23 protein-coding genes, 1 tRNA gene and 1 pseudogene are annotated in these 18,420 nt (G+C 41.4%); 16 read left to right on the top strand and 9 right to left on the bottom strand.

The features are described from left to right. Window position 1: 1 nt before the first annotated feature. Both C5Z25_RS06260 and C5Z25_RS06255 read right to left on the bottom strand, forming a co-directional pair. Complete coding sequence (locus C5Z25_RS06260; protein WP_105451850.1) at window positions 2-1,159, bottom strand: site-specific integrase; 1,158 nt, start codon at window positions 1,157-1,159, stop codon at window positions 2-4. 65 nt (window positions 1,160-1,224) lie between these two features. Further along, window positions 1,225-1,836 carry a helix-turn-helix domain-containing protein gene (locus C5Z25_RS06255; protein ID WP_105451849.1) on the bottom strand — a complete coding sequence of 204 codons (612 nt, stop codon included), beginning with the start codon at window positions 1,834-1,836 and terminating at the stop codon, window positions 1,225-1,227. Window positions 1,837-1,960: 124 nt separating this feature from the next. Between C5Z25_RS06255 and C5Z25_RS06250 the strand changes: the two genes are divergently transcribed. The 7 genes and pseudogenes from C5Z25_RS06250 to C5Z25_RS06220 form a co-directional block, all read left to right on the top strand. Continuing rightward, window positions 1,961-2,155, top strand: a complete 195-nt coding sequence (locus C5Z25_RS06250; protein ID WP_105451848.1) for a helix-turn-helix domain-containing protein — start codon at window positions 1,961-1,963, stop codon at window positions 2,153-2,155. Window positions 2,156-2,167: 12 nt separating this feature from the next. After that, window positions 2,168-2,437, top strand: coding sequence for a helix-turn-helix domain-containing protein (locus C5Z25_RS06245; RefSeq protein WP_105451847.1), 270 nt, complete (start codon window positions 2,168-2,170; stop codon window positions 2,435-2,437). 422 nt (window positions 2,438-2,859) lie between these two features. Continuing rightward, window positions 2,860-3,153, top strand: coding sequence for a hypothetical protein (locus C5Z25_RS06240; RefSeq protein WP_105451846.1), 294 nt, complete (start codon window positions 2,860-2,862; stop codon window positions 3,151-3,153). A gap of 19 nt (window positions 3,154-3,172) precedes the next feature. Continuing rightward, entirely contained in the window at window positions 3,173-4,435 is a 1,263-nt protein-coding gene (locus C5Z25_RS06235; protein WP_105451845.1) for a virulence-associated E family protein, read from the top strand. Window positions 4,436-4,706: 271 nt separating this feature from the next. After that, entirely contained in the window at window positions 4,707-5,069 is a 363-nt protein-coding gene (locus tag C5Z25_RS06230) for a hypothetical protein (protein WP_105451844.1), read from the top strand. Between the two features lie 387 nt (window positions 5,070-5,456). Then, complete coding sequence (locus C5Z25_RS12720; RefSeq protein WP_255414752.1) at window positions 5,457-5,582, top strand: hypothetical protein; 126 nt, start codon at window positions 5,457-5,459, stop codon at window positions 5,580-5,582. Window positions 5,583-5,597: 15 nt separating this feature from the next. Continuing rightward, window positions 5,598-5,795 (top strand): annotated as a pseudogene (locus C5Z25_RS06220) (Rha family transcriptional regulator); the annotation flags it as partial. A 716-nt stretch (window positions 5,796-6,511) separates the two neighbouring features. On the opposite strand, the gene C5Z25_RS06215 reads toward C5Z25_RS06220, so the two are convergent. Further along, window positions 6,512-6,584, bottom strand: a tRNA-Ala gene (locus tag C5Z25_RS06215). A 62-nt stretch (window positions 6,585-6,646) separates the two neighbouring features. Further along, window positions 6,647-7,018 carry a hypothetical protein gene (locus tag C5Z25_RS06210; protein ID WP_105451841.1) on the bottom strand — a complete coding sequence of 124 codons (372 nt, stop codon included), beginning with the start codon at window positions 7,016-7,018 and terminating at the stop codon, window positions 6,647-6,649. Between the two features lie 118 nt (window positions 7,019-7,136). On the opposite strand from C5Z25_RS06210, the gene C5Z25_RS06205 reads away from it, so the two are divergent. Together C5Z25_RS06205 and C5Z25_RS06200 are read left to right on the top strand one after the other, a co-directional pair. Then, a complete protein-coding gene (locus tag C5Z25_RS06205; protein ID WP_105451840.1) occupies window positions 7,137-7,463 on the top strand; it encodes a hypothetical protein in 327 nt (108 codons plus the stop codon). Between the two features lie 290 nt (window positions 7,464-7,753). Next, window positions 7,754-8,794: a C40 family peptidase gene (locus C5Z25_RS06200; RefSeq protein WP_105451839.1), complete on the top strand. Its 1,041-nt coding sequence runs from the start codon at window positions 7,754-7,756 to the stop codon at window positions 8,792-8,794. A 133-nt stretch (window positions 8,795-8,927) separates the two neighbouring features. On the opposite strand, the gene C5Z25_RS06195 is transcribed toward C5Z25_RS06200, so the two are convergent. Together C5Z25_RS06195 and C5Z25_RS06190 are read right to left on the bottom strand one after the other, a co-directional pair. Next, on the bottom strand, window positions 8,928-9,125 hold the full coding sequence (locus C5Z25_RS06195) for an LBP_cg2779 family protein (protein WP_105451838.1): 198 nt from the start codon (window positions 9,123-9,125) through the stop codon (window positions 8,928-8,930). A 103-nt stretch (window positions 9,126-9,228) separates the two neighbouring features. Beyond that, window positions 9,229-10,881 carry a phosphoenolpyruvate carboxykinase (ATP) gene (locus C5Z25_RS06190; RefSeq protein ID WP_105451837.1) on the bottom strand — a complete coding sequence of 551 codons (1,653 nt, stop codon included), beginning with the start codon at window positions 10,879-10,881 and terminating at the stop codon, window positions 9,229-9,231. A 294-nt stretch (window positions 10,882-11,175) separates the two neighbouring features. Here C5Z25_RS06190 and C5Z25_RS06185 point away from each other — a divergent pair, with 294 nt between their 5' ends. Then, window positions 11,176-11,844 carry a TetR/AcrR family transcriptional regulator gene (locus C5Z25_RS06185; RefSeq protein ID WP_105451836.1) on the top strand — a complete coding sequence of 223 codons (669 nt, stop codon included), beginning with the start codon at window positions 11,176-11,178 and terminating at the stop codon, window positions 11,842-11,844. 164 nt (window positions 11,845-12,008) lie between these two features. After that, window positions 12,009-12,500 (top strand): MarR family winged helix-turn-helix transcriptional regulator, encoded by a 492-nt coding sequence (locus C5Z25_RS06180; RefSeq protein WP_105451835.1) that lies wholly within the window; start codon window positions 12,009-12,011, stop codon window positions 12,498-12,500. 100 nt (window positions 12,501-12,600) lie between these two features. Here the strand turns inward: C5Z25_RS06180 and C5Z25_RS06175 are convergent, their stop codons facing one another. Further along, window positions 12,601-13,554: a DUF1002 domain-containing protein gene (locus tag C5Z25_RS06175; protein ID WP_105451834.1), complete on the bottom strand. Its 954-nt coding sequence runs from the start codon at window positions 13,552-13,554 to the stop codon at window positions 12,601-12,603. A 180-nt stretch (window positions 13,555-13,734) separates the two neighbouring features. On the opposite strand from C5Z25_RS06175, the gene C5Z25_RS06170 reads away from it, so the two are divergent. The 4 genes from C5Z25_RS06170 to C5Z25_RS06155 all read left to right on the top strand — a co-directional run bounded on the left by C5Z25_RS06170 (window position 13,735) and on the right by C5Z25_RS06155 (window position 16,113). Continuing rightward, window positions 13,735-14,058 carry a magnetosome magnetite crystal formation protein family gene (locus tag C5Z25_RS06170; protein WP_105451833.1) on the top strand — a complete coding sequence of 108 codons (324 nt, stop codon included), beginning with the start codon at window positions 13,735-13,737 and terminating at the stop codon, window positions 14,056-14,058. 15 nt (window positions 14,059-14,073) lie between these two features. Then, window positions 14,074-14,655 carry a TetR/AcrR family transcriptional regulator gene (locus C5Z25_RS06165; RefSeq protein ID WP_234002719.1) on the top strand — a complete coding sequence of 194 codons (582 nt, stop codon included), beginning with the start codon at window positions 14,074-14,076 and terminating at the stop codon, window positions 14,653-14,655. A gap of 3 nt (window positions 14,656-14,658) precedes the next feature. Then, the gene (locus C5Z25_RS06160; RefSeq protein ID WP_105451832.1) at window positions 14,659-15,177 is read left to right on the top strand and encodes an O-acetyl-ADP-ribose deacetylase; all 519 of its coding nucleotides are present in this window, start codon (window positions 14,659-14,661) and stop codon (window positions 15,175-15,177) included. 108 nt (window positions 15,178-15,285) lie between these two features. Beyond that, window positions 15,286-16,113, top strand: coding sequence for an undecaprenyl-diphosphate phosphatase (locus C5Z25_RS06155; protein WP_105449352.1), 828 nt, complete (start codon window positions 15,286-15,288; stop codon window positions 16,111-16,113). A 46-nt stretch (window positions 16,114-16,159) separates the two neighbouring features. Here C5Z25_RS06155 and C5Z25_RS06150 read toward each other — a convergent pair whose 3' ends face one another. Next, on the bottom strand, window positions 16,160-16,645 hold the full coding sequence (locus C5Z25_RS06150; RefSeq protein ID WP_105451831.1) for a threonine/serine exporter family protein: 486 nt from the start codon (window positions 16,643-16,645) through the stop codon (window positions 16,160-16,162). A 14-nt stretch (window positions 16,646-16,659) separates the two neighbouring features. Further along, window positions 16,660-17,412 carry a threonine/serine exporter family protein gene (locus tag C5Z25_RS06145; RefSeq protein ID WP_105451830.1) on the bottom strand — a complete coding sequence of 251 codons (753 nt, stop codon included), beginning with the start codon at window positions 17,410-17,412 and terminating at the stop codon, window positions 16,660-16,662. 146 nt (window positions 17,413-17,558) lie between these two features. Between C5Z25_RS06145 and C5Z25_RS06140 the strand changes: the two genes are divergently transcribed. Further along, the gene (locus C5Z25_RS06140; protein WP_105451829.1) at window positions 17,559-18,419 is read left to right on the top strand and encodes an aldo/keto reductase; all 861 of its coding nucleotides are present in this window, start codon (window positions 17,559-17,561) and stop codon (window positions 18,417-18,419) included. Window position 18,420: the final 1 nt, after the last annotated feature.

The following is an 18,420-nucleotide window of genomic DNA, read 5'->3' as shown; positions in this document are numbered from 1 at the left end:
TTCACATTTCAAGGTATTTTGCTAGGCTGTCGGTGGCCTTGCGTGCTTGTTCCTGATTAATGTGGGCATAAATGCGTAGGGTGGTAGTTGGCGAGCTATGTCCTACTAATTTTTGTACTGTTGAAACGGGTACCCCCGCCATTAACGCATTAGAAATAAAGCTATGACGGAACTTATGGACCGAGATAACCGGTGTCAAGTGGTTGGCGTCAATGATTGTTCTTAAACGCTTGGCCGGAGTGTTAAGTGAATGAAAACCATTCTTAGTGTTCGAAAAAATTAGTTGATGGGGTTTGAGTGTATTAAACCCTAGCTTAAAATAAAGTTGTTTCTGATATGTTCGCCATTTCCTAAGCCATTGCATAGTTTCAGCGTCCACGGGAATGGTTCGCCGTGATGCTTTAGTCTTAGGTGCTTGGATAATCTGCCGGCCCCGGTCACCCTGTGTTAACGTTTTATTGATGGTAATCGTATTTTCATCAAAATTAACGTCATTGTATTCTAGGGCTAGTAGTTCACCACGTCGAACACCAGTATAGGCAAATAGCCGGAACATCATAAAAACGTCTAAATGTTCGTTAGGATCAATGCAACCAAAGAACTTAGTTAGTTGGTCCTTGTCCCAAAATTTATCTTTATCATCCCCGGCTTGTTCCTCCCGTTTAGGTATTACAACATTGTTAGCCGGATTGGTTTTAATATAGCCTTGACGTACAGCGTATTCAAAGACCCCAGATGCATAAACGAACCACCGGCGATAATTAACCCGGACTTGCTTAAACCACTTCTTAACGGCTTTTTGAACGTCTCTAGTTGTGATCATAGCTATTTTTTTATTGCCAAATTCTGGTAAAATGTGGTTATGGAAGTAGCCGGTTACCCGGTTACGAGTGGATTCACGGACAGTATTAATATAGTTGTCCCACCACTCATTAAAAACATCTTGATAGAAATAGTCCTTTGGTATTTCTTGTTCAAAGTCACCCTTACTGATTGCTAACTCTAATTTAGCACCGGCGAGGGTGGCTTTTTTTCGTGTATCGAAACCACCTCGGACCAGATACTTCTTTTTATCAGTCTTAGGGTCAAGGCCAGCATATACCGATACCCGCCATAAGGTTTTCCCGCCTTTTGTAGTGTACTGCTTAAATGATGCCATGATTGTTTCCTCCATATCGTTACGGCTGACAGGCGGTAAAGATATGTATTGGAAGAAATAGTTAATTACTTAGTTTTAATTGATGCAATTTGATTCCGTGCGTTTGAAAGTATTTCAGAAATCTGGTTGTAAACATCCGCATTCATATCATCATAAAATAATGAACCATCAGAGTGCTTAGATCCGGGATTGAAAAGTGGCATGTTACCCAATTTGGGAAGTTGGTCAACTTTTTTAGGATCCAAATAGTATTTATCAAGAACTTCATTACGAATATTGCTTAACAGATATTGAATTTCGTTAAGTACCGCAGCATCCGTTTCACCCCCCATATCGCCATCAAGGTTTGCAACGGCTCGACCTATCAAATGTTGTAAGGTTTCGTCACTTGATACACGGTTAGCTTTTTTCATTCGTTCGATTTCATGCTGAATTTGTTTTTGATCGTAACCAGTTGCATTTTCCCATAAGTCAAAGCCATCTGGGTCATCGGTATTACCTTGTAAATAAGAAATTGGAACTTGTAAAGCTGTGGCAATCTTTTCTAATGTTTCGGCTTTTGGTTCACGTACTTCTGTCTCATAGGCACGGATTGACGGATAAGGAATATCTGAAATGGAGCTTAGTTCTTTTTGTGTTAATCCTAATTCTAATCGGCGTTCACGTATTCGTTTCATTTAAGTTAAACCACCTTTTTAAAGTGATTATAACATAAAGGTACTACAAATGTATTGACAAAATTGTGCTACTTTTGTATTATGTACATGTGCTACAAATGTATCTGTTAAAGGAGGTTTCTGTATGGCTAAGATAACGAGTGATTTAACCAAGGCATTAGGGCGGAAACGTGGTGAGCTAAATATTTCAGTTTTAGAACTTGCCAGACAAACCGGGGTTAGTCGTTGGACACTGGATCGATTATTAAACGGTAAGTCTGAAAATATTAATCCAACAACGTTAAATAAATTAAACGGATGGTTATATGAACACGTTTAAGGAGTGATCAACATGGAAATGAGTTTTACAGTACCGACGGAAGTCGAAACGCAAATGAAAGCGGAAATGTACGAAGCGTGCCGTGATGCGTTTGAGAAGTTTGGTAAGCAGGCCACTTACCCGGATTACATGGACTTGGGGCAAGCATGCAATTATCTAAACGTTGCTAGGAACACGTTAAATGGTTTTATCCGTGAGGGGTTACCAGTTAGTATCATTGGTAACGTTAAACGGATTAGTAAGCGAGATATTAATAATTTCATGGATGAAAATGCAGTTTAAAAATAACAGGCTGACAGGCGGTATAGTTATAAAAAAATTGCATGCACCTAGGAGTGATTTTAAGCCCGTTTAAGCAGTTTTAATTAAACGTGGCTAGTTAGCTGGAATTAGTAATATCGGTCTGATTATGTGGTGCTAGTTAGGAAAAATGCAGTTTCACGGATGGATAAAGTAGCGTTAGTAATGATGGAATGTTAGTACTGGCCGGTTCACAGATTAAATTATGGCAAGTCGGTAGCGGATGCCGTAACCATCAATAAACGATGCATCCGCCGAGCTTAAAGCGGTGTTTCATGGTATTTAATCCGTGGCTAAATAAGCACAAAGAAAAAGTCCTAACGTGTGGACGCACGCAAGGACTTAGAACTAGAACCCCTAAACGGTTTTAGTTTATCACTGATTATAAAGGGAGAAAATAGGCAATGACTAAAACTGATAATAATAATTTTCCATTTGATTTTGAAGAAAATAATAGCGTGGTTTACGACGCTATTCAACTATTAGGTACCGCCCAAGACCTAGCGGGTGGCTTTGCGGACGTGGTGAACCGATATGACCGGCAACCATCTGACATGAATATTAATGTGGTAGCAATTGAAGCGTTGCACGTTCGTAAACAACTATTGGCACTAATTACAGTGAGTCAACGGCTATTGACGGATTGTTATAAAGAGAACGATCGTTTAACTTCAAAATATGTGGGAAGCAAACTTTAAAGAAAGAGGGTGTCGCCCTGTGAGTGCAGAAGAAGCAGCAGACAAGCTTCGTAAATTAGAAGAGTCCCAAGCTGACAATAGCAATGGTATTAAGTTTATGACTACGGCGCAAGGGAACATTAAAATCAATAGCATTGCTAACGTTAGCTTAATTTTAAAACATGATACAGTTTTAAAACAACTTTTTGCGTTTAACGAGTTTACGCACGAAACTGAGGTAACCAGAGATTCACGAGAATTATTAATTGAAAAAGGTCAGTTAAAGGATGAGTATACACCAGCCATTCAAGAATACATTGAAGAACGTTACCGGGTAATCTTTTCACCTAAGCTGATTAATGATGCAGTAACCAACGTTTCACGCCGAAACGTGTTTAATCCGGTAATTGAGTATTTCAACAACTGTTTTAAAAAGTGGGATGGCAAGAAAAGGGTAGCGGATTTTCTACCAACCTACTTAGGTGCTGATCATTCGGAAACTACTACTCTGCAAACTATGTTGTTTTTTGTTGGTGCGGTGGCTAAGACGTTTAAACCAGTAACTAAGTTTGATTTTGTTTTAGACCTAGTTGGCGGACAAGGTACGGGTAAAACTACGCTGTTAAAGAATATGGCTAACGGATGGTACACCGACCAGTTTACTAGTTTTGAAAACAAGGACGACTTTGGCAATATGATGCGGGCACTAATTGTAAATGATGATGAAATGACGGCAACTACTCACAGCAGTTTTGAAGTATTGAAGAAGTTTGCCAGTTTAGAAATGTTAGAGTTTCGACCAGCCTATAGGCGTAACTATATTAGAGAGTACAAAAATTTTGTCATGGCCCGAACCACCAATGAACTAACCTATTTAAAGGATAAGACCGGAGAACGCCGTTTCTTACCAATTATGGTTAATCCCAGTCAGCAGGAAAAGTCACCGGTGGACGAATTACCACAAGCAACCATTGATCAGTTATGGGGTGAATTCGTTAGTTATTACCATGATGGCTTTAGCTTTAAGTTGACCAACGAACAAGCATTAATGCTGGCTCGCAATCGTGAAAACTTTATGTATATTGATGAAGAGGAAGCCCAAATAGAAGAAGCGTTAGACCAGATTAAAGGTGATTTTGTTGCCAGTGCTGAAATCGCTTTTAAGATGGGTGTTCCAGAGTTGGTTAAAAATCGAAAGCTTTCCAATAAGATTAAGTATGTGATGGACAACAAAAAAGACTGGAAACCGGCACAATCCCGAATCAACGGAATAAAGAAGCGTGGCTATAAGCGGGTGCACTAAGGAACACTATTTTTATTGATGTGTTCCATCCCTAAATCCTTGGTATAAAAGGCCTTATAAGGAACTGGAACACTGTCCCTCTATTATATTAGATTTATTATTTTTATTATGTATATAGGTATAGGGGTACGGTATAGGACTATAAAAGGTTGAAATGATGTGTTCCAAGTGCTCCGAACACTAAAACCCTTGGGAGAGTAAGTATGAACGGCATAATAGCAGTGAGCCGCTAGTGTTCCATGTGTTCCATCTATTGAAAGGAGCAATAACAATGAACCCTAAACAAATTGAAGAAGAGATGTACAACTATATCCGTGAGCATGACGCCACTAGCTTTGTTGAGTTAGAACAATTATTTGACCGGCTTAATTATGATTACCATGGTGGCCTAGAAATCGGGGTGCACGGGCAAAGAAACTTATCATTTTGGTTTGATTGGTCATCGGATGCGGTACAGATATTTGATAATGTGATCACACGGCCAGATGTGGCGATGCAAATTAGTTCACCAATGATTTATTTAATTGATGGAGCAGTACCTAGCTTGCCAGTGGCAAAAACTGATCGTGAGTACAAGTATCCGCATTGGTTACCAATTGTATTTACTGTTAACCACAAACAAGCGTTGAGCTGATCACTGTGAGGCTGTCCGTAACGGATAGCTTCTTTTAGTTAGCTGTGATCATGGTGAGTAGAGAGGAGAGCGGGTTATTAATGAATCAGGTTAAGCGTGAATTTATGTTGCAGTACTTACCTTATGCAAGGCAGATTAAAAGGCTAACCGAAAAATTAAAGGTGCTTGAGCAACGTATGGAGAGCGTACATAGCCCGCAGTTAAGTGAGATACCACGAGGAACTCGACGGTACTCATTGGATGATGATATGGCTAGGTATGATGAATTAATGAAGCGAGTACGTGCACTGAGGGAAGAGGCCCAACCAATTAGAGACGAGATACTTAATTGTATTGATTGCTTACCAGAACCGCAAGCATCACAAGTGTTAGAGATGAGGTTTATTGATGATGTACCATATAGAAGACATTGCAACCAAATTGTACATGTCAGCACGAACTGTAAAGCGTTGGTACGCTAAAGGGGTTGAGTTGATCACATTACTAGCAGACTATGAATCGGCGAATAATTAAGCGGTAACTAGTAGCTTGCAAGTGGCAGAAGTGTTTGAAAAGAATCATCGAGATGTGTTGAAGAGTATCTATGGTCTTCAGAAAGATGTGCGCACTTTTGCGCAGATGTTTTCCGATAGCAATGTTCCAGATAGTTATGGCAGAAATCGGCGTGCTTTTTACATGAACCGTGACGGATTCATGTTGCTAGCAATGGGTTTCACTGGTTCAAAAGGTACTCAACCCCCAAAATATTTACTTGAGATAGCTACATTGAATGAGTAGTTTGTTGCTTGGTAAAAAGTTCAGTCAATCTGATTGACCCACTTGCGATTCGTATTGATGGTTGTGTGGGCTTGGTTTTATATATGTTGAAAGTGAATATCTTAAATCGAGGCGGATGTTGTTGACTGCATCCGTTTTTATATTGCCCCCGGGTTACCAAAAATGAACGATAATTTTTTAATTGGGAACCGGTGGGTAGTAGTCGACTTCGGAAAGGTAGTTTGGGTAGTTCTATATGTGAGGGGGATATAGATGGTTGTCAGAGCTACTACCCCTACCCACAAAGCTTTTATGAATCCCTTGGGGGAATGAGTAACGGGTAGGGGTCAAGACTTCACAGCGACTTATATCACACGTGAGGGGGTGTACAAATTAGATAGTAATAATTTATCTTGATGTGTTTTGAATTCTACTAATGAAAACATAGAATTATACTAAGTGAATTTTTTCATCGATTGCTTGTTTGCTATGAGACAAAAAAATAGCCGTCACCCATTTAATCGGGTAACGGCAACCGCCTGTCAGTCAACGGAATAATATTCTGATGTTATCCCTGATGTTATCTATGTTATCCAATTAGTCATAATTGGCATAAATAGGGATTATGCTAAATGCTGATATAACAATGATTTGATGGCTATTGTTAATTCTGAATGATGCCAAAATGGACCCTACCGGATTTGAACCGACGACCTCCTACATGCGAAGCAGGCGCTCTCCCAACTGAGCTAAGGGCCCAAGTACTAATTCAGTATACCGCAAAAACGAGTAGGCGCAACCCCTGAATTTGAAATCGAAAGTTAATGACGACTTGCGCGATGATTTTGGTTTCCACGAATTTTATGTACGTGGCGTTTGAATTGTGGTTGGACTTTACTGACGAATTTAAAGTGTTGCATTTTGCCATTGAAAATTTTGCCGTTTAGTCGTAATTTTAACCAATCCTGCATGACCGCAATCATCTGATCGAGTTGATTAAGCCGCAATTGGTTATGCTGTTCTTTGGCGACCACTAGCAAGTTTGTTTGTAATTGAGTAATCAGTTTTTGATGATAGGCGATTAATTCTGGCGTCAATGGTGCTTCAGCGTAAGAATTAAATAATTTTTGGATGGCTAGCATGGCATCTTTTAAATCGGTAGGTTGATAATAACGTTCATTGGTATTTGGCAAGTTAGTTTCCTCCTAAAGCACATTTAGTATAACAAATTTTTATCAAAATAAGTCGTTAGTTGTAGCTAAAATGGCTGATAGCCGTTAAAATGAAGGTAATTTAAAGGAGGCACCGGCGATGGCAGAAACGACGGCATTGATGACCCAAGCAGAACAAGTTCTGAATGCAGCTTATGCGGATTTTAAACGGGCGCAATTACAGTATAGTCCGGTGGCATTATTTGAAAATGCTGCTGAAATCTTTATGGTCACTCAGATTACAACGGCCACGTTACTTTATTTATTTGATGATAGCATCGCCCAACGGGTATTAACCTTGGGTGATAACGTCTTAACAACGATGTATACCCAAGCCAAGCAGACTGAATTTTTAAAAATTAATTTTACGGGTAACGACGTGCGTTGGTTATTGGGTTTACCACGAACACACCGTCGCCAGCGCTAAATTTGGAATAAGTAAATGAGATATTTCAACTCATTTGCTTATTTTTTTAAAATTTTAAAAAACTTTTAAAAAAAGATTTGTTTATAACCCAAAAAATGATGAGTGACAAACCGCGTGGTTGTAGGCATCTGAAACTGTAATATTACGTTTGTCGCATAATGTTAAGATTCTGTAACGTTCGTAACATAATGTTATTTAAATGGCACTGCTGTGTAACACAAATTAGGTAGTATAGAGCTTGGCTTGAAGTACATATGCGTGACATTCTTTTTGGAGTGATCATCATTAAAATGAAAGTAAATATTAAACAAGTAATGTTAGGAACCGCTGCTTTAGCTGGTTTATTAGTAACTAGTCAAGCAGTCGCAAATGCCGACACACTTACAATCCATTCTGGGGATACGGTTTGGAGTTATTCACAAAAATATAACGTTTCAGTTAAGCAAATTGCTGCTGAAAATAACTTAAGCGATGCTAGCTTAATTATTGCTGGTCAAAAGATTAACATCCCTGGTGTTAAAACTACTGACAAGGCCTCAAAGACAACCACCACTGCTAGTGCAAGCAGTGCTAAGTCAACGAGTGCTGCTACTTCAACTAGTAGCCAAGCAACCAGTGCTGCTGTAATCAGCTCGACGACGACTACTAGTGCAAGTAGTACCAGCCAAGCTGCTTCAAGCAGTAGCGTTGCAACGAGTGCTGCGGTTCAATCAAGCAGTAACTCAACAGCTAGTGTAAGTAGCGCAACCAGCGCCGCAACTAGCTCAACGACGTCATCAAGTGTCGCAACTAGCTCAGCTTCAACGCAAAGTTCAGCTGTTACTAGTTCAGCAACGACACAGAGCTCAGCTGCAACTAGCTCAGTATCAACGCAAAGTGCTGCTAGCCAAAGCACTAGCACTGCCAGTGCGCAAAGTGCTTCAGCAACTGAAACAACTTACTCAACTAACAGCAACTCAACGAGCACTAAGTCTGTCTCAACTAGCAGTGCAACTTATGGCTCAGCTATCTCAGCTGCATATAGCTTAGTTGGTACGCCTTACGGTACTGGTAGCGGTCAATTAGACTGTTCAGCATTTACGCAATTAGCTTTTGCTAAGGCCGGGATTACCATTGGCCGGACGACTTCACAACAAGCTGCACTTGGTAGCCATGTTGCCTTTAGCCAAGCTCAAGCTGGCGACTTAGTATTCTGGGGTAACTCTTCAAACCCTTATCACGTTGCAATCTACTTAGGCGGCGGCCAATATATTGGTGCGCACGACTATGGTGATCCAGCATCTGTTAAGAGTACTGCTTACTTCACACCAAGTTTTGCTATCCACATGTAATTAAAAAATAATGGACTTTTAGTCCAGTTAGAAAGCTGATCCAACTGTCGTTTGACAATTGGGTCAGCTTTTTTTGTTGATGAAAAAAGAGCTTGGAGTTTTCCCAAGCTCAGAAGTAAGTCACAACGTTCGGTTAAGCCTTAGCGCGACTATTCATGAATTTTTTCAGCAATTGGATTTCTGCTTGCGTTGGCGTGACTTCGCCAGATTTAATGTTATGAATCCGTTCAACTGATAGCTGGCTGCCAAAGGCGAGGTCGCCATCGGTAAGATGATGTTGACGTTCAAATTCGATTACTTTTTCTGATAATTGACTCAATGGTAGTTCCATGCTCTTCACCCCGATTGTTAAGATTCGTAAAAGTTCAGTGCGGTAACTGATACTTTTATTATAACCTTAATTGAGTCAAAACGGGGCGCGAATGAATGCCAAGTTACTGATTGGTTAATTGTTCTTGCAGTTTAGTTAGCATGGCGGTAATTTCATTAGGTAGCTGATCAGTATGAGTTTGCTGATACTGGGCCACAAAGTTAGCACGAATGGCTAACCGGGCCGCAACTAAGCGACGATAATCGGAATCTTTAGCCGCAACGGGGAAATCAGTTAGTTGTAGGTTTTGCAAGTGGTCCAGCCCCGCAAAGCTTTCCCACTGCGCCGTCTGATTAACGATGGCTTCTAAAGCCCCTAAGGTGACCTCCTTCGGGATTTTTTTAGCGCCAAAGGAACCGGTGTTAAGCAAGTAGCAATCCAGTTGACGGTCTTTAAAGAGCGCTTTAAAGTCATGGTAGTCCTCTGACAAGGGATAGACACGAAATGGGTTAGCGAAGGGTTCAATCACTAAGGCGTTGCGGTCAATGTCACCGACGATATTTTCTGCTGAACTACGCTTAGTTGCCAGTGTGACGCCAAACGTAGCGGCTAGTACGGCATCATCGACTTTAATAACTGGTGGCAGACTATCATCTTTCATAATCCAAAAAATAGCATTAATGGGAGCTGCTTCTTTATCGACGCGATTAGTTGAGGCATAACGTGACTTGATGGTTCGACCATTACCATTGCGCAGATCTTCGGTGACAAGGACTTTGCGGCCCTGATCATCCAATGTGACGCCAACGTTTTGGACGGTCATAAAATACTTAATCTCGTTAGCAGTCATTGGATAGTCGTTGGTTTTATCGAAGTAGGCTGGTTCTAAGGCGACTGAGCTACCATTTTTGCGATTAATAACGAACGCATCATCATGTAAAACAGTGATGTCATAATGATTATCATGTTTAGCATGCGTTAGAGTGGACTTACCTGAACCTGAGAGGCCGAACATAGCGAAAACTTGATCGGCTTGCTGTTCGAAATGAAAGGCCTTTAAACCACCGTGACAAGCGACATAACCGTGGCGATGGGCGATTGACCAAGCCAGCGTTAAGGTGGCTTTTTTGAGTTCGCCAAAATACGGTAAGCCAAGAATGGCAGCTACATTATGTTTAGGGTCGAATAAGGCGAGCCCGTTAGGATAATCGGGATCATGATAAGTTGGGTCTGCATAGATATAAATATCCCCTTCTGGATAGGGTGTGGAAGCTTTAAACATGGCTTGATATTTAGCAGTGAGTGCTTGGAAATTCAACAAGTAAGATAACAAATTAGTTGCAAAACTAGCTGGGAGCGCTAAGTGGGCCCGGACTGTAAAATCTGGATCTAAGCCGACCAAGACGTCAGTTTTAATGAAAGGCTGTGTTTGACTAACGTAGATAGCTTGCCGAATGCGACTGGTCATATCAGTTTCATCGACGCCTGAATCACCGAGGATTCGACGTGCTTGAGCAGTTCTACCGACGACTTTACCAGTATTGTCGACTAACATTTTAGCATCAGCTGGTAATCCAAGGTCGGTTGCCCGATAAATGGGTAGATCGGTTTTGATTGTGCCGGGACTGGTCGCTGCCCGATTATAGGCGGCTTTAACGGTTGTCACGTGAGTCATGTTATTGGCATAAAAAGCCGTTTCAATAGTTGAGCGTAATGGTGAGAAGATTGGATTATGACGTCCAATATCGGCTAGTTGATAAGTGTTTTTTGTACTCATGTTGACCCCTCCTTATCATGATACTTAGTCTAAGTTTAACATAAAACGGCCGTATGTAAGCGTTTTATTAAGTGAAGCAAATGATGCGGTAAGCTAAATCTTCGTAACTCGATTTATGAAAATAGATTGTAATAAGACGGTGGATTTTCAAATAAAGTTGCAAGTAAAGATATATTAGTATAGTTTATTTAATGTAAATATCAAAAATAATGGTAGAATTAAGTCATAATTCGAAATGATTAAAACAGTTAACTTGATTTTAAGCTGGCTAGTAATGAAGAGAAGGTGAAGCTGGTGCCTCGGAAAAAGAATACCCAGCGGCGATCTGAAATAGTAAATACGGCTTTTCGGTTGATCGCTGAAAAGGGCTATGACTTCGTACAGATGAAAGATATTGCAGAAGCGTGTGATATTAGTAAGTCGTTGTTACAACACTATTTTCCTAAGAAAATTGTGCTATTAAGTACGATGTTAAATGAAATAATGTTGAGCGTTTTTGTTTATAGTAATGAACAATTAACTGATTTGTTAGTAGAGCAACGGACGATGATTCAAATATGTTTTATATTACGTGTATTGGATGAAAATCCTAAGCTTGAACACTTTAGTAAAGACATCTTCGCTAGCCCAGAACTAACGACTGAGCTGGTTTTAGTTAGTCTGGATTGGCTAGAGAGTGTCGGTGTCGCAGGTGAAACTTCAGCGATTAGATATGCCATTAATTTTTCAATATCTGGTGGCATGGCAGTTTTTTTCAAACGTAAATTATTACGCGTCAGCGTGGAAACGATTGCCGAAAATATCGAACAAGCTTTTTATTTGTTTCTTGGTGCAGATAAGCAAACAATTAACCGAATTTACTTGAGTACCGCTAAGTATAATACTGACCGTTATTATAACCAATTCGTTAATTACTTACGTGAACGGGGGACCATGGATTTAAGTTCTGAAATAAAAATTTAATATAAAAAATAACCCAAAGACCTTGTATTTCATAAAATATACTAGTACACTTTAAATCGGGGAAATGATAAAAGGCGCTTACTAATTTTATAATAACTTTGGAGCGAATTATGAAGACTAACAGATTATAATTCGGCTTTTGAATCGAAAGGGAGATTTTTAATATGAATGATGATATGGAATTTTTTAACCGGTTTAGCCATATGTATTTACACGGCTTTAAAAACTTAGCTGACATGTTTGCGGAACCAGCCACGGAGCACGGGATTACGCTAGACGAATTTTATATTCTTTATGATATTGCCGAAGCTAAAGGCAAGATTCGTTTAATGGATATCGCGGAAACTCATGGCGTTACGCGGTCAGCGATTTCACGGTTAATCGGTCGCCTATTACGTAAAGACTATTTATATCAAGAAGCTGAGGACCATGATCGCCGTAATAAGGTATTGAAGTTAACTCCTGAAGGCGCACGGGTTGAACACGTTGTCTTTTCTGAGTTATTACAACGCAATCGGGAATGGTCACAAACTTTCAACTTAGCGAAGCAATATCAAACATTAGACTTAGTAGAAGAATTTATGGATAAATTCGTTAATGAAGATGCCAGCAAGGTAGTTGAGAAGCCTAAGTACACGGCTTTAAAGCAAGCTTAGTGCGTCTCATTTAAAAAGGTCATTTAGCTAACTTATACAAGTTAGTTAAATGACCTTTTTGGTAGACTTGAAGGAGCTTGGATCCATGCGTTTTAGTTGATTAGCTAAAAATTGATTTGAAAATCGAACTAAAGAAATTTGTGATTGCCGTCCACACTTGTTGCAATAAGTTTTGATTCTCTTTAGTGTTTAACTTACTAAAAATACCTTTGGCGTTTGACTGGATGTTCTTCATCAGCGAACTGGCCTGTGTCTTAAAGCTAGCTGAATCTAAAGCGCCGGAATCACGAACTTTAATTAAGAGATTAATCAACTGTGTTTTTTGATTGTTAGTAATCACATTAGTTAAGTTATTATTAGTGATTTGTTGGTTCACAATCGTGGTAATTTCATTATTGGTCACAGTGCTACCTTTTTTAGCCATGGCTTGCTTGGCACCAGCTACGGCGTTATTCAGTTGGGCATCTGAGTAACCGGTTTTATTCTTATTAGTGCTGGTAATACCGCTTAACGTGCTTAATTCGCTCTGAGCGGCATTAACTTGTTTGGTGTTTAACTGGTTACCACTCTGGGCGTAAGCGGCGTAAACTCCTGCTAAGGCCCCTGAGCCGTCAATTGGGGTGGCTGAAGTGACATAGATATTAGCATCCGTAATCCCAGCCGTTAATGCGGCATTTTTATATTGATTAGCAGTAATCGTCGTAATATTGTTAGTCCCGTTGTAATCGAGAATTTGAACATTAATGCCCGATCCTGAGCTGGTCTTTTGAATCATCGCACTCGACCAAACACCTGAAGCGCTAGTAAAGCTTTCACCGGCCGGATTCAGGTATTTGACTAAGGTATCCCCGTTAACTGTTAAGGTTTGATAGCTATCACCATTTAGACTAGCGGTTAAAGTACTGATTGTCCCCGTCTTTTGGCTACTCGTGAGGCTAGATCCTAAGGTGACAATCGGCTCGTCAGCCGCATGGGCTAGCATTTGCCAACTGCCAAAACTCAGGAATAGTGCGACTAGTAACAGTCGCCATTTGAATTTGATATGTCGTTTCATAAGCAGTTTCCCTCCGCATCTTAACTAATGCACTTTAAAGTATAGCAGAAGAAGGGGGACGCGCACGGGTTGGGTATCGAACCTTGAGAGACTTCTAAACATTTTAAAAATTCTTTATCATTTGCTGATAAGGACGAGTTTCGCTATACTCGGGGTAACTAATTGAAGGGTGGGATTGAGATGACTCATAATCGGATTATTAATAGTTTAAGTTATCTTAGTATTTTATTTTTACCCGTTTTGTTTCCATTAATCGTGTGGGCTGTATCACGTGACAATCTAGACGTGCATCGGACGGCCGCCCATGCTTTTTGGCTCCACCTATTACCGGCAGTACTGGCGATTGTTTTCATCGTTATTTTGGCGGTGTCGGGCTTTTATATGACTAATTTAAGTCAGAGTAGTTGGTTAGCAATTGGCTTGCTAGGAGTGCTAGGATTGGTGGCCCTGGTGAGTTATTTAGGGGCGATTGTGCGTGGCATTCAGTATCTAGTCACCGAGTAAAGGAAGGTGTCGGCAATGACAACAACGCAAAAAGTAATGCCATCAGCGGTGGTGGAAGCCTTCATGGTGCAGTTTTGGCAACACGGGTATGCCCAGACGACGGTGGATGATCTAGTCCATGTCGGGCAACTGTCACGCTCACAATTCTATCGGCATTATCACAGCAAAGCCGTCGCATTACGGCAAAGTTTACAGGCTTATCAGACCGTTTTGGATCAGCAGTTAACACAACTGATACAACGTGATCAAGCGTTGGGAACCCCGTTAACAGGTCTTTTGACAGATTGTGTGCTACTGCCATTTCAAAGTGACCGGTGGCCAGCGGGCTGTCTCATGGTTAATTTAATGGCCGAAGTTGGGCATCAAGATCAACTTATTGCCGACCAGACGCAGGCGATATATGCTGGTTTACAAACGCGGTTAGTGGGGCTATTAAGTCCTCATGCGGCGACCTTACCAGCTTCTGTGGCAGCCTTAGCGGCTAGTTTAATGCAAGTTCGGACTGGGTTACAGATTTTAGCGAAGCAAGCGCCCAGCGCAGCCCAGTTAAAACAACAGGCAACTGTAAGTGTTCAATTAATTGTGGAAGGAAGCTAGCGGATGGTTAAAATTGAGATTGTTCGTGGCGATATTACTCAAGTTAAAGTGGATGCTATCGTGAACGCAGCGAATACAACTTTGTTAGGCGGGGGCGGCGTGGATGGCGCGATTCATCAGGCCGCTGGTCCCGCTTTATTAGCGGCCTGCCGGCTATTAAACGGTTGTGAAACGGGTGAGGCTAAGCTAACTCGCGGGTATCGTTTGCCGGCTAAATTTATCATTCATACGCCTGGCCCAATATGGCGTGGTGGGCAGCAAAATGAACGGCAATTGCTGGCGAATAGTTATCGCAATAGCTTGAATATTGCTGCAGCCCATGGTTGTCAACAGGTGGCGTTTCCATCAATTAGTACAGGGGTCTATCACTTTCCTTTAGCGCTGGCGGCCCCAATTGCACTACAAACTTTACAAGCAACGGCCCAAACCACGGCCAAAACGGTGCAATTAATTCAGATTGTTTGTTTCGATAACGAAACTAAAGGTGCCTTTGATCAGGCTTTAGCGGCCCTATCAGCCTAAACTTTACAAAATACTTACTGAATTGTGCTATTAACTCGTTAGTGGCCTTGATATAATTAAATAGTTTAAATGCCAGTTGCAAGGGTTGAAAAAGAAAGGAATTAGCCAGTGTTAGATATTATTAAAGCAGTAATCTTGGGGATTGTTGAAGGGATTACTGAATTCTTACCAATTAGTTCAACGGGGCATTTGGTCTTAGTTGATGAGTTTATCAAGATGCAACAATCAACGCAGTTTACGGATATGTTTAATGTGGTGATTCAGCTGGGTGCGATTATGGCGGTGGTTGTCATCTACTTCCATAAATTAAATCCCTTATCGCCACGTAAGAGTCGGCCGGAAAAGCGGGATACTTGGGTGTTATGGAGTAAAGTGATTTTAGCGGTCATTCCATCAGTTATTATTGGCTTGCCATTAAATGACTGGATGGATGCACATCTGATGAATTGGGCGGTTGTTTCAGCAACTTTGATTATTTATGGGGTGCTGTTTATTGTGATTGAAAATCATAATAAACGTTTAACACCGCGGTTCAGTGAATTAAAGACGTTGCCTTATACGACGGCGCTTTTTATCGGTTGTTTCCAATTACTTTCGTTAGTACCAGGGACTTCACGTTCTGGCGCCACGATTTTAGGCGCAATTCTAATTGGGACTTCACGCTATGTGGCGACTGAGTTCTCATTCTTTATGGCGATTCCAACCATGTTTGGGGCGTCATTATTGAAGTTGTATAAGTATTTTGATCACGGCAATTCGTTAGCTGGCGCCCAAGGGGTTGTCCTAGCAGTTGGGGTGATTGTCTCCTTCGTAGTGGCTTACTTATCCATTCGTTTCTTGCTAGATTACATCAAACGTAATGATTTCAAGGTCTTTGGTTGGTATCGGATTGTACTAGGGGCCTTAGTAATCGCCTACTTTACACTGGTCCATTAAGCCTTGAACGACTGATTTTAAAAAGGATCACGCTTGAAAACCAATTTCAAGCGTGATCCTTTTGCAGTTGCTGCGCTAAAGTCCAAGTTAACCGGTTGATAAATTCAGCGATTAAAAAGCCAATCGCAATCACGCCCGCAATAATAACAACTTGGACAAAATAATGGGTGGCCATGGCAGGATGACCGGTAACCAGATTACGAACAACGCGGTAAGCTTGCCCACCTGGTACGAGTGGCACTAAGCTGGGAATGTTGAAAATAATCATCGGCATTTGTTTATAGTGTGCCGCCCAACCACTAGCGACGCCAATCACAATGGCAGCGCCTAAGTTACCTAATGCAAGCTTGATATTGATGGTCAGCGGCAAAGCTTGAGCAATTGCTTCATAGGTGACCCAGCCCGCTGCGCCAACCCAGCCACTCAGGTTAACTGCTCGCCGTGGAATATTTAATAAAACACCGAAACCCGCGGTGGCTAAATAGGCGAGCAGGGTTTGTAATAAGCCAGTGGTTAACAACCAATGTCCCATGTTAAGCATCTCCCTTAATAAAAAATCGATGTTAAGGCAATTCCAACGCCAATGGCACAAGCGGATAGAATCGCTTCCATCGCACGGGCTGGACCGCTTAATAAGTTACCAGTCATTGTATCACGGACGGCATTCGTAATGGCGACCCCTGGGACTAAAGGCATGATGGCACCAATAATGATGGCATCCGGATGATAGTGACCGGTTGTTAGATAAAACCCAACTAAGGTAACGATACCGATAATTAAGGCCCCGGCAAACTCACTCAGAAAACGAATTTGACCCAGGCGATTAATCCAATAATAAACGCTAAAGCCGCCGATGCCAGCCAGACCACACGTGATTAAATCGGCTGGTGTGGCATGGCCGGTAAAGGCAATCATCAGTGTCACACTAACGATTAAAGCTGCTAAGGCTAACCAATAAAAACGGAAGGTTGGGACGGCTTGACTGACATGCTTGAGCTTGGTTGCAAATGTTGGGAGGGTAATTTGGTGTTGGGCGAATTGGCGCGATAACGTGTTCACTTGGTCCACCTTTTCTAAGTCCATGCCCCGTTGATGAATGGCGCGTACCTGACTAGCGGTGATAGTTGGCAATGAGATGGTAATACCAGTTAACAAAACAAAAATCTGGGCGTCGGGATAACCGGCGTTAGTGGCAATTCGTTGCATTGTATCTTCTACCCGCGCAATTTCAGCGCCATTTTCTAACAAGGTCGCACCAGCTAATAGGGCTGTTTGCATTAATAAAGTCGCATCGGCCATTATTATCACCGCCATTTATTTAAGATAATCATATTTTCGCACCGAATCGGGATGGTGTCATCTATTTAGGGACAAGATACTTGACCAAAGCCCCCCTTGACGAGTAAACTTAGTCTTAGTAAATAAAATACTGGAGGCATTTCTTAATGACACAATTAACAAAGCTTACCGATACGTATAGTTTGAATAATGGTACCAAGATTCCGATTGTTGGTTTTGGGACTTGGCAAACACCCGATGGTCAAGTGGCTTATGAGTCTGTACTGGCGGCTTTAAAAGCTGGTTATCGCCATATTGATACCGCAGCTGCTTACGGCAACGAAGATAGTGTTGGTAAAGCGATTGCAGATAGTGGCATTGACCGCAAAGACTTATTTGTGACCACCAAACTTTGGAATGCCGATCATGGTTATGAAGCGACAAAGGCCGCGTTAGCCACCTCATTAGACAAGTTAGGCTTAGACTATGTTGATTTATATTTAATTCATTGGCCTAATCCAGCAGCGATGCGGGATAACTTTGAACAATTGACGGCCGATACTTGGCGCGCCATGGAAGACTTATATGCGGCTCGCAAAGCGCGGGCAATTGGGGTCTCTAATTTCCGCCCAGCGCATTTGGATGTCTTATTAAAGACGGCTAAAGTGGTCCCAGCTGTGAACCAAATTTTCTTGAATCCTAGTGATACTGAACCTGAAGTTGTGGCTTACAATGAAGCGCATGGCATTTTGTCCGAAGCCTACAGTCCATTAGGCACAGGTAAGATTTTTGGTATTCTAGCATTGAAGACGATTGCGGATAAGTATCAAAAGAGTGTGGCCCAAGTGGTGCTCCGTTGGTCATTGCAACGCGGTTTCTTACCACTACCAAAATCAGTGCACGCTGATCGGATTCAACAAAATACAGAATTATTTGATTTTGAATTGAGTGCTGAAGATGTGAAAACCATTGATGGCATGCATGGGGTAGCTGGCTTAGCTAACGACCCTGATGAAGTTGATTTCTAAA

The organism is Lactobacillus sp. CBA3605 (assembly GCF_002970915.1).
Taxonomy (GTDB): Bacteria; Bacillota; Bacilli; order Lactobacillales; family Lactobacillaceae; genus Lactiplantibacillus.
The sequence above is the reverse complement of the archived record's forward strand: the minus strand, read 5'-3'. Positions and strand labels throughout refer to the sequence as shown.

Excerpts from the sequence above, each read along its gene's own strand:
- C5Z25_RS06205 (WP_105451840.1), top strand. The coding sequence starts at position 7,137 with ATGGCAGAAACGACGGCATTGATGACCCAAGCAGAACAAGTTCTGAAT.
- C5Z25_RS06145 (WP_105451830.1), bottom strand. The coding sequence starts at position 17,412 with ATGGCCGATGCGACTTTATTAATGCAAACAGCCCTATTAGCTGGTGCG.
- C5Z25_RS06140 (WP_105451829.1), top strand. The coding sequence starts at position 17,559 with ATGACACAATTAACAAAGCTTACCGATACGTATAGTTTGAATAATGGT.
- C5Z25_RS06150 (WP_105451831.1), bottom strand. The coding sequence starts at position 16,645 with ATGGGACATTGGTTGTTAACCACTGGCTTATTACAAACCCTGCTCGCC.
- C5Z25_RS12720 (WP_255414752.1), top strand. The coding sequence starts at position 5,457 with ATGATGTACCATATAGAAGACATTGCAACCAAATTGTACATGTCAGCA.
- C5Z25_RS06240 (WP_105451846.1), top strand. The coding sequence starts at position 2,860 with ATGACTAAAACTGATAATAATAATTTTCCATTTGATTTTGAAGAAAAT.
- C5Z25_RS06200 (WP_105451839.1), top strand. The coding sequence starts at position 7,754 with ATGAAAGTAAATATTAAACAAGTAATGTTAGGAACCGCTGCTTTAGCT.
- C5Z25_RS06160 (WP_105451832.1), top strand. The coding sequence starts at position 14,659 with ATGGTTAAAATTGAGATTGTTCGTGGCGATATTACTCAAGTTAAAGTG.
- C5Z25_RS06170 (WP_105451833.1), top strand. The coding sequence starts at position 13,735 with ATGACTCATAATCGGATTATTAATAGTTTAAGTTATCTTAGTATTTTA.
- C5Z25_RS06190 (WP_105451837.1), bottom strand. The coding sequence starts at position 10,881 with ATGAGTACAAAAAACACTTATCAACTAGCCGATATTGGACGTCATAAT.
- C5Z25_RS06175 (WP_105451834.1), bottom strand. The coding sequence starts at position 13,554 with ATGAAACGACATATCAAATTCAAATGGCGACTGTTACTAGTCGCACTA.
- C5Z25_RS06245 (WP_105451847.1), top strand. The coding sequence starts at position 2,168 with ATGGAAATGAGTTTTACAGTACCGACGGAAGTCGAAACGCAAATGAAA.
- C5Z25_RS06250 (WP_105451848.1), top strand. The coding sequence starts at position 1,961 with ATGGCTAAGATAACGAGTGATTTAACCAAGGCATTAGGGCGGAAACGT.
- C5Z25_RS06180 (WP_105451835.1), top strand. The coding sequence starts at position 12,009 with ATGAATGATGATATGGAATTTTTTAACCGGTTTAGCCATATGTATTTA.
- C5Z25_RS06255 (WP_105451849.1), bottom strand. The coding sequence starts at position 1,836 with ATGAAACGAATACGTGAACGCCGATTAGAATTAGGATTAACACAAAAA.
- C5Z25_RS06260 (WP_105451850.1), bottom strand. The coding sequence starts at position 1,159 with ATGGCATCATTTAAGCAGTACACTACAAAAGGCGGGAAAACCTTATGG.
- C5Z25_RS06165 (WP_234002719.1), top strand. The coding sequence starts at position 14,074 with ATGACAACAACGCAAAAAGTAATGCCATCAGCGGTGGTGGAAGCCTTC.
- C5Z25_RS06230 (WP_105451844.1), top strand. The coding sequence starts at position 4,707 with ATGAACCCTAAACAAATTGAAGAAGAGATGTACAACTATATCCGTGAG.
- C5Z25_RS06195 (WP_105451838.1), bottom strand. The coding sequence starts at position 9,125 with ATGGAACTACCATTGAGTCAATTATCAGAAAAAGTAATCGAATTTGAA.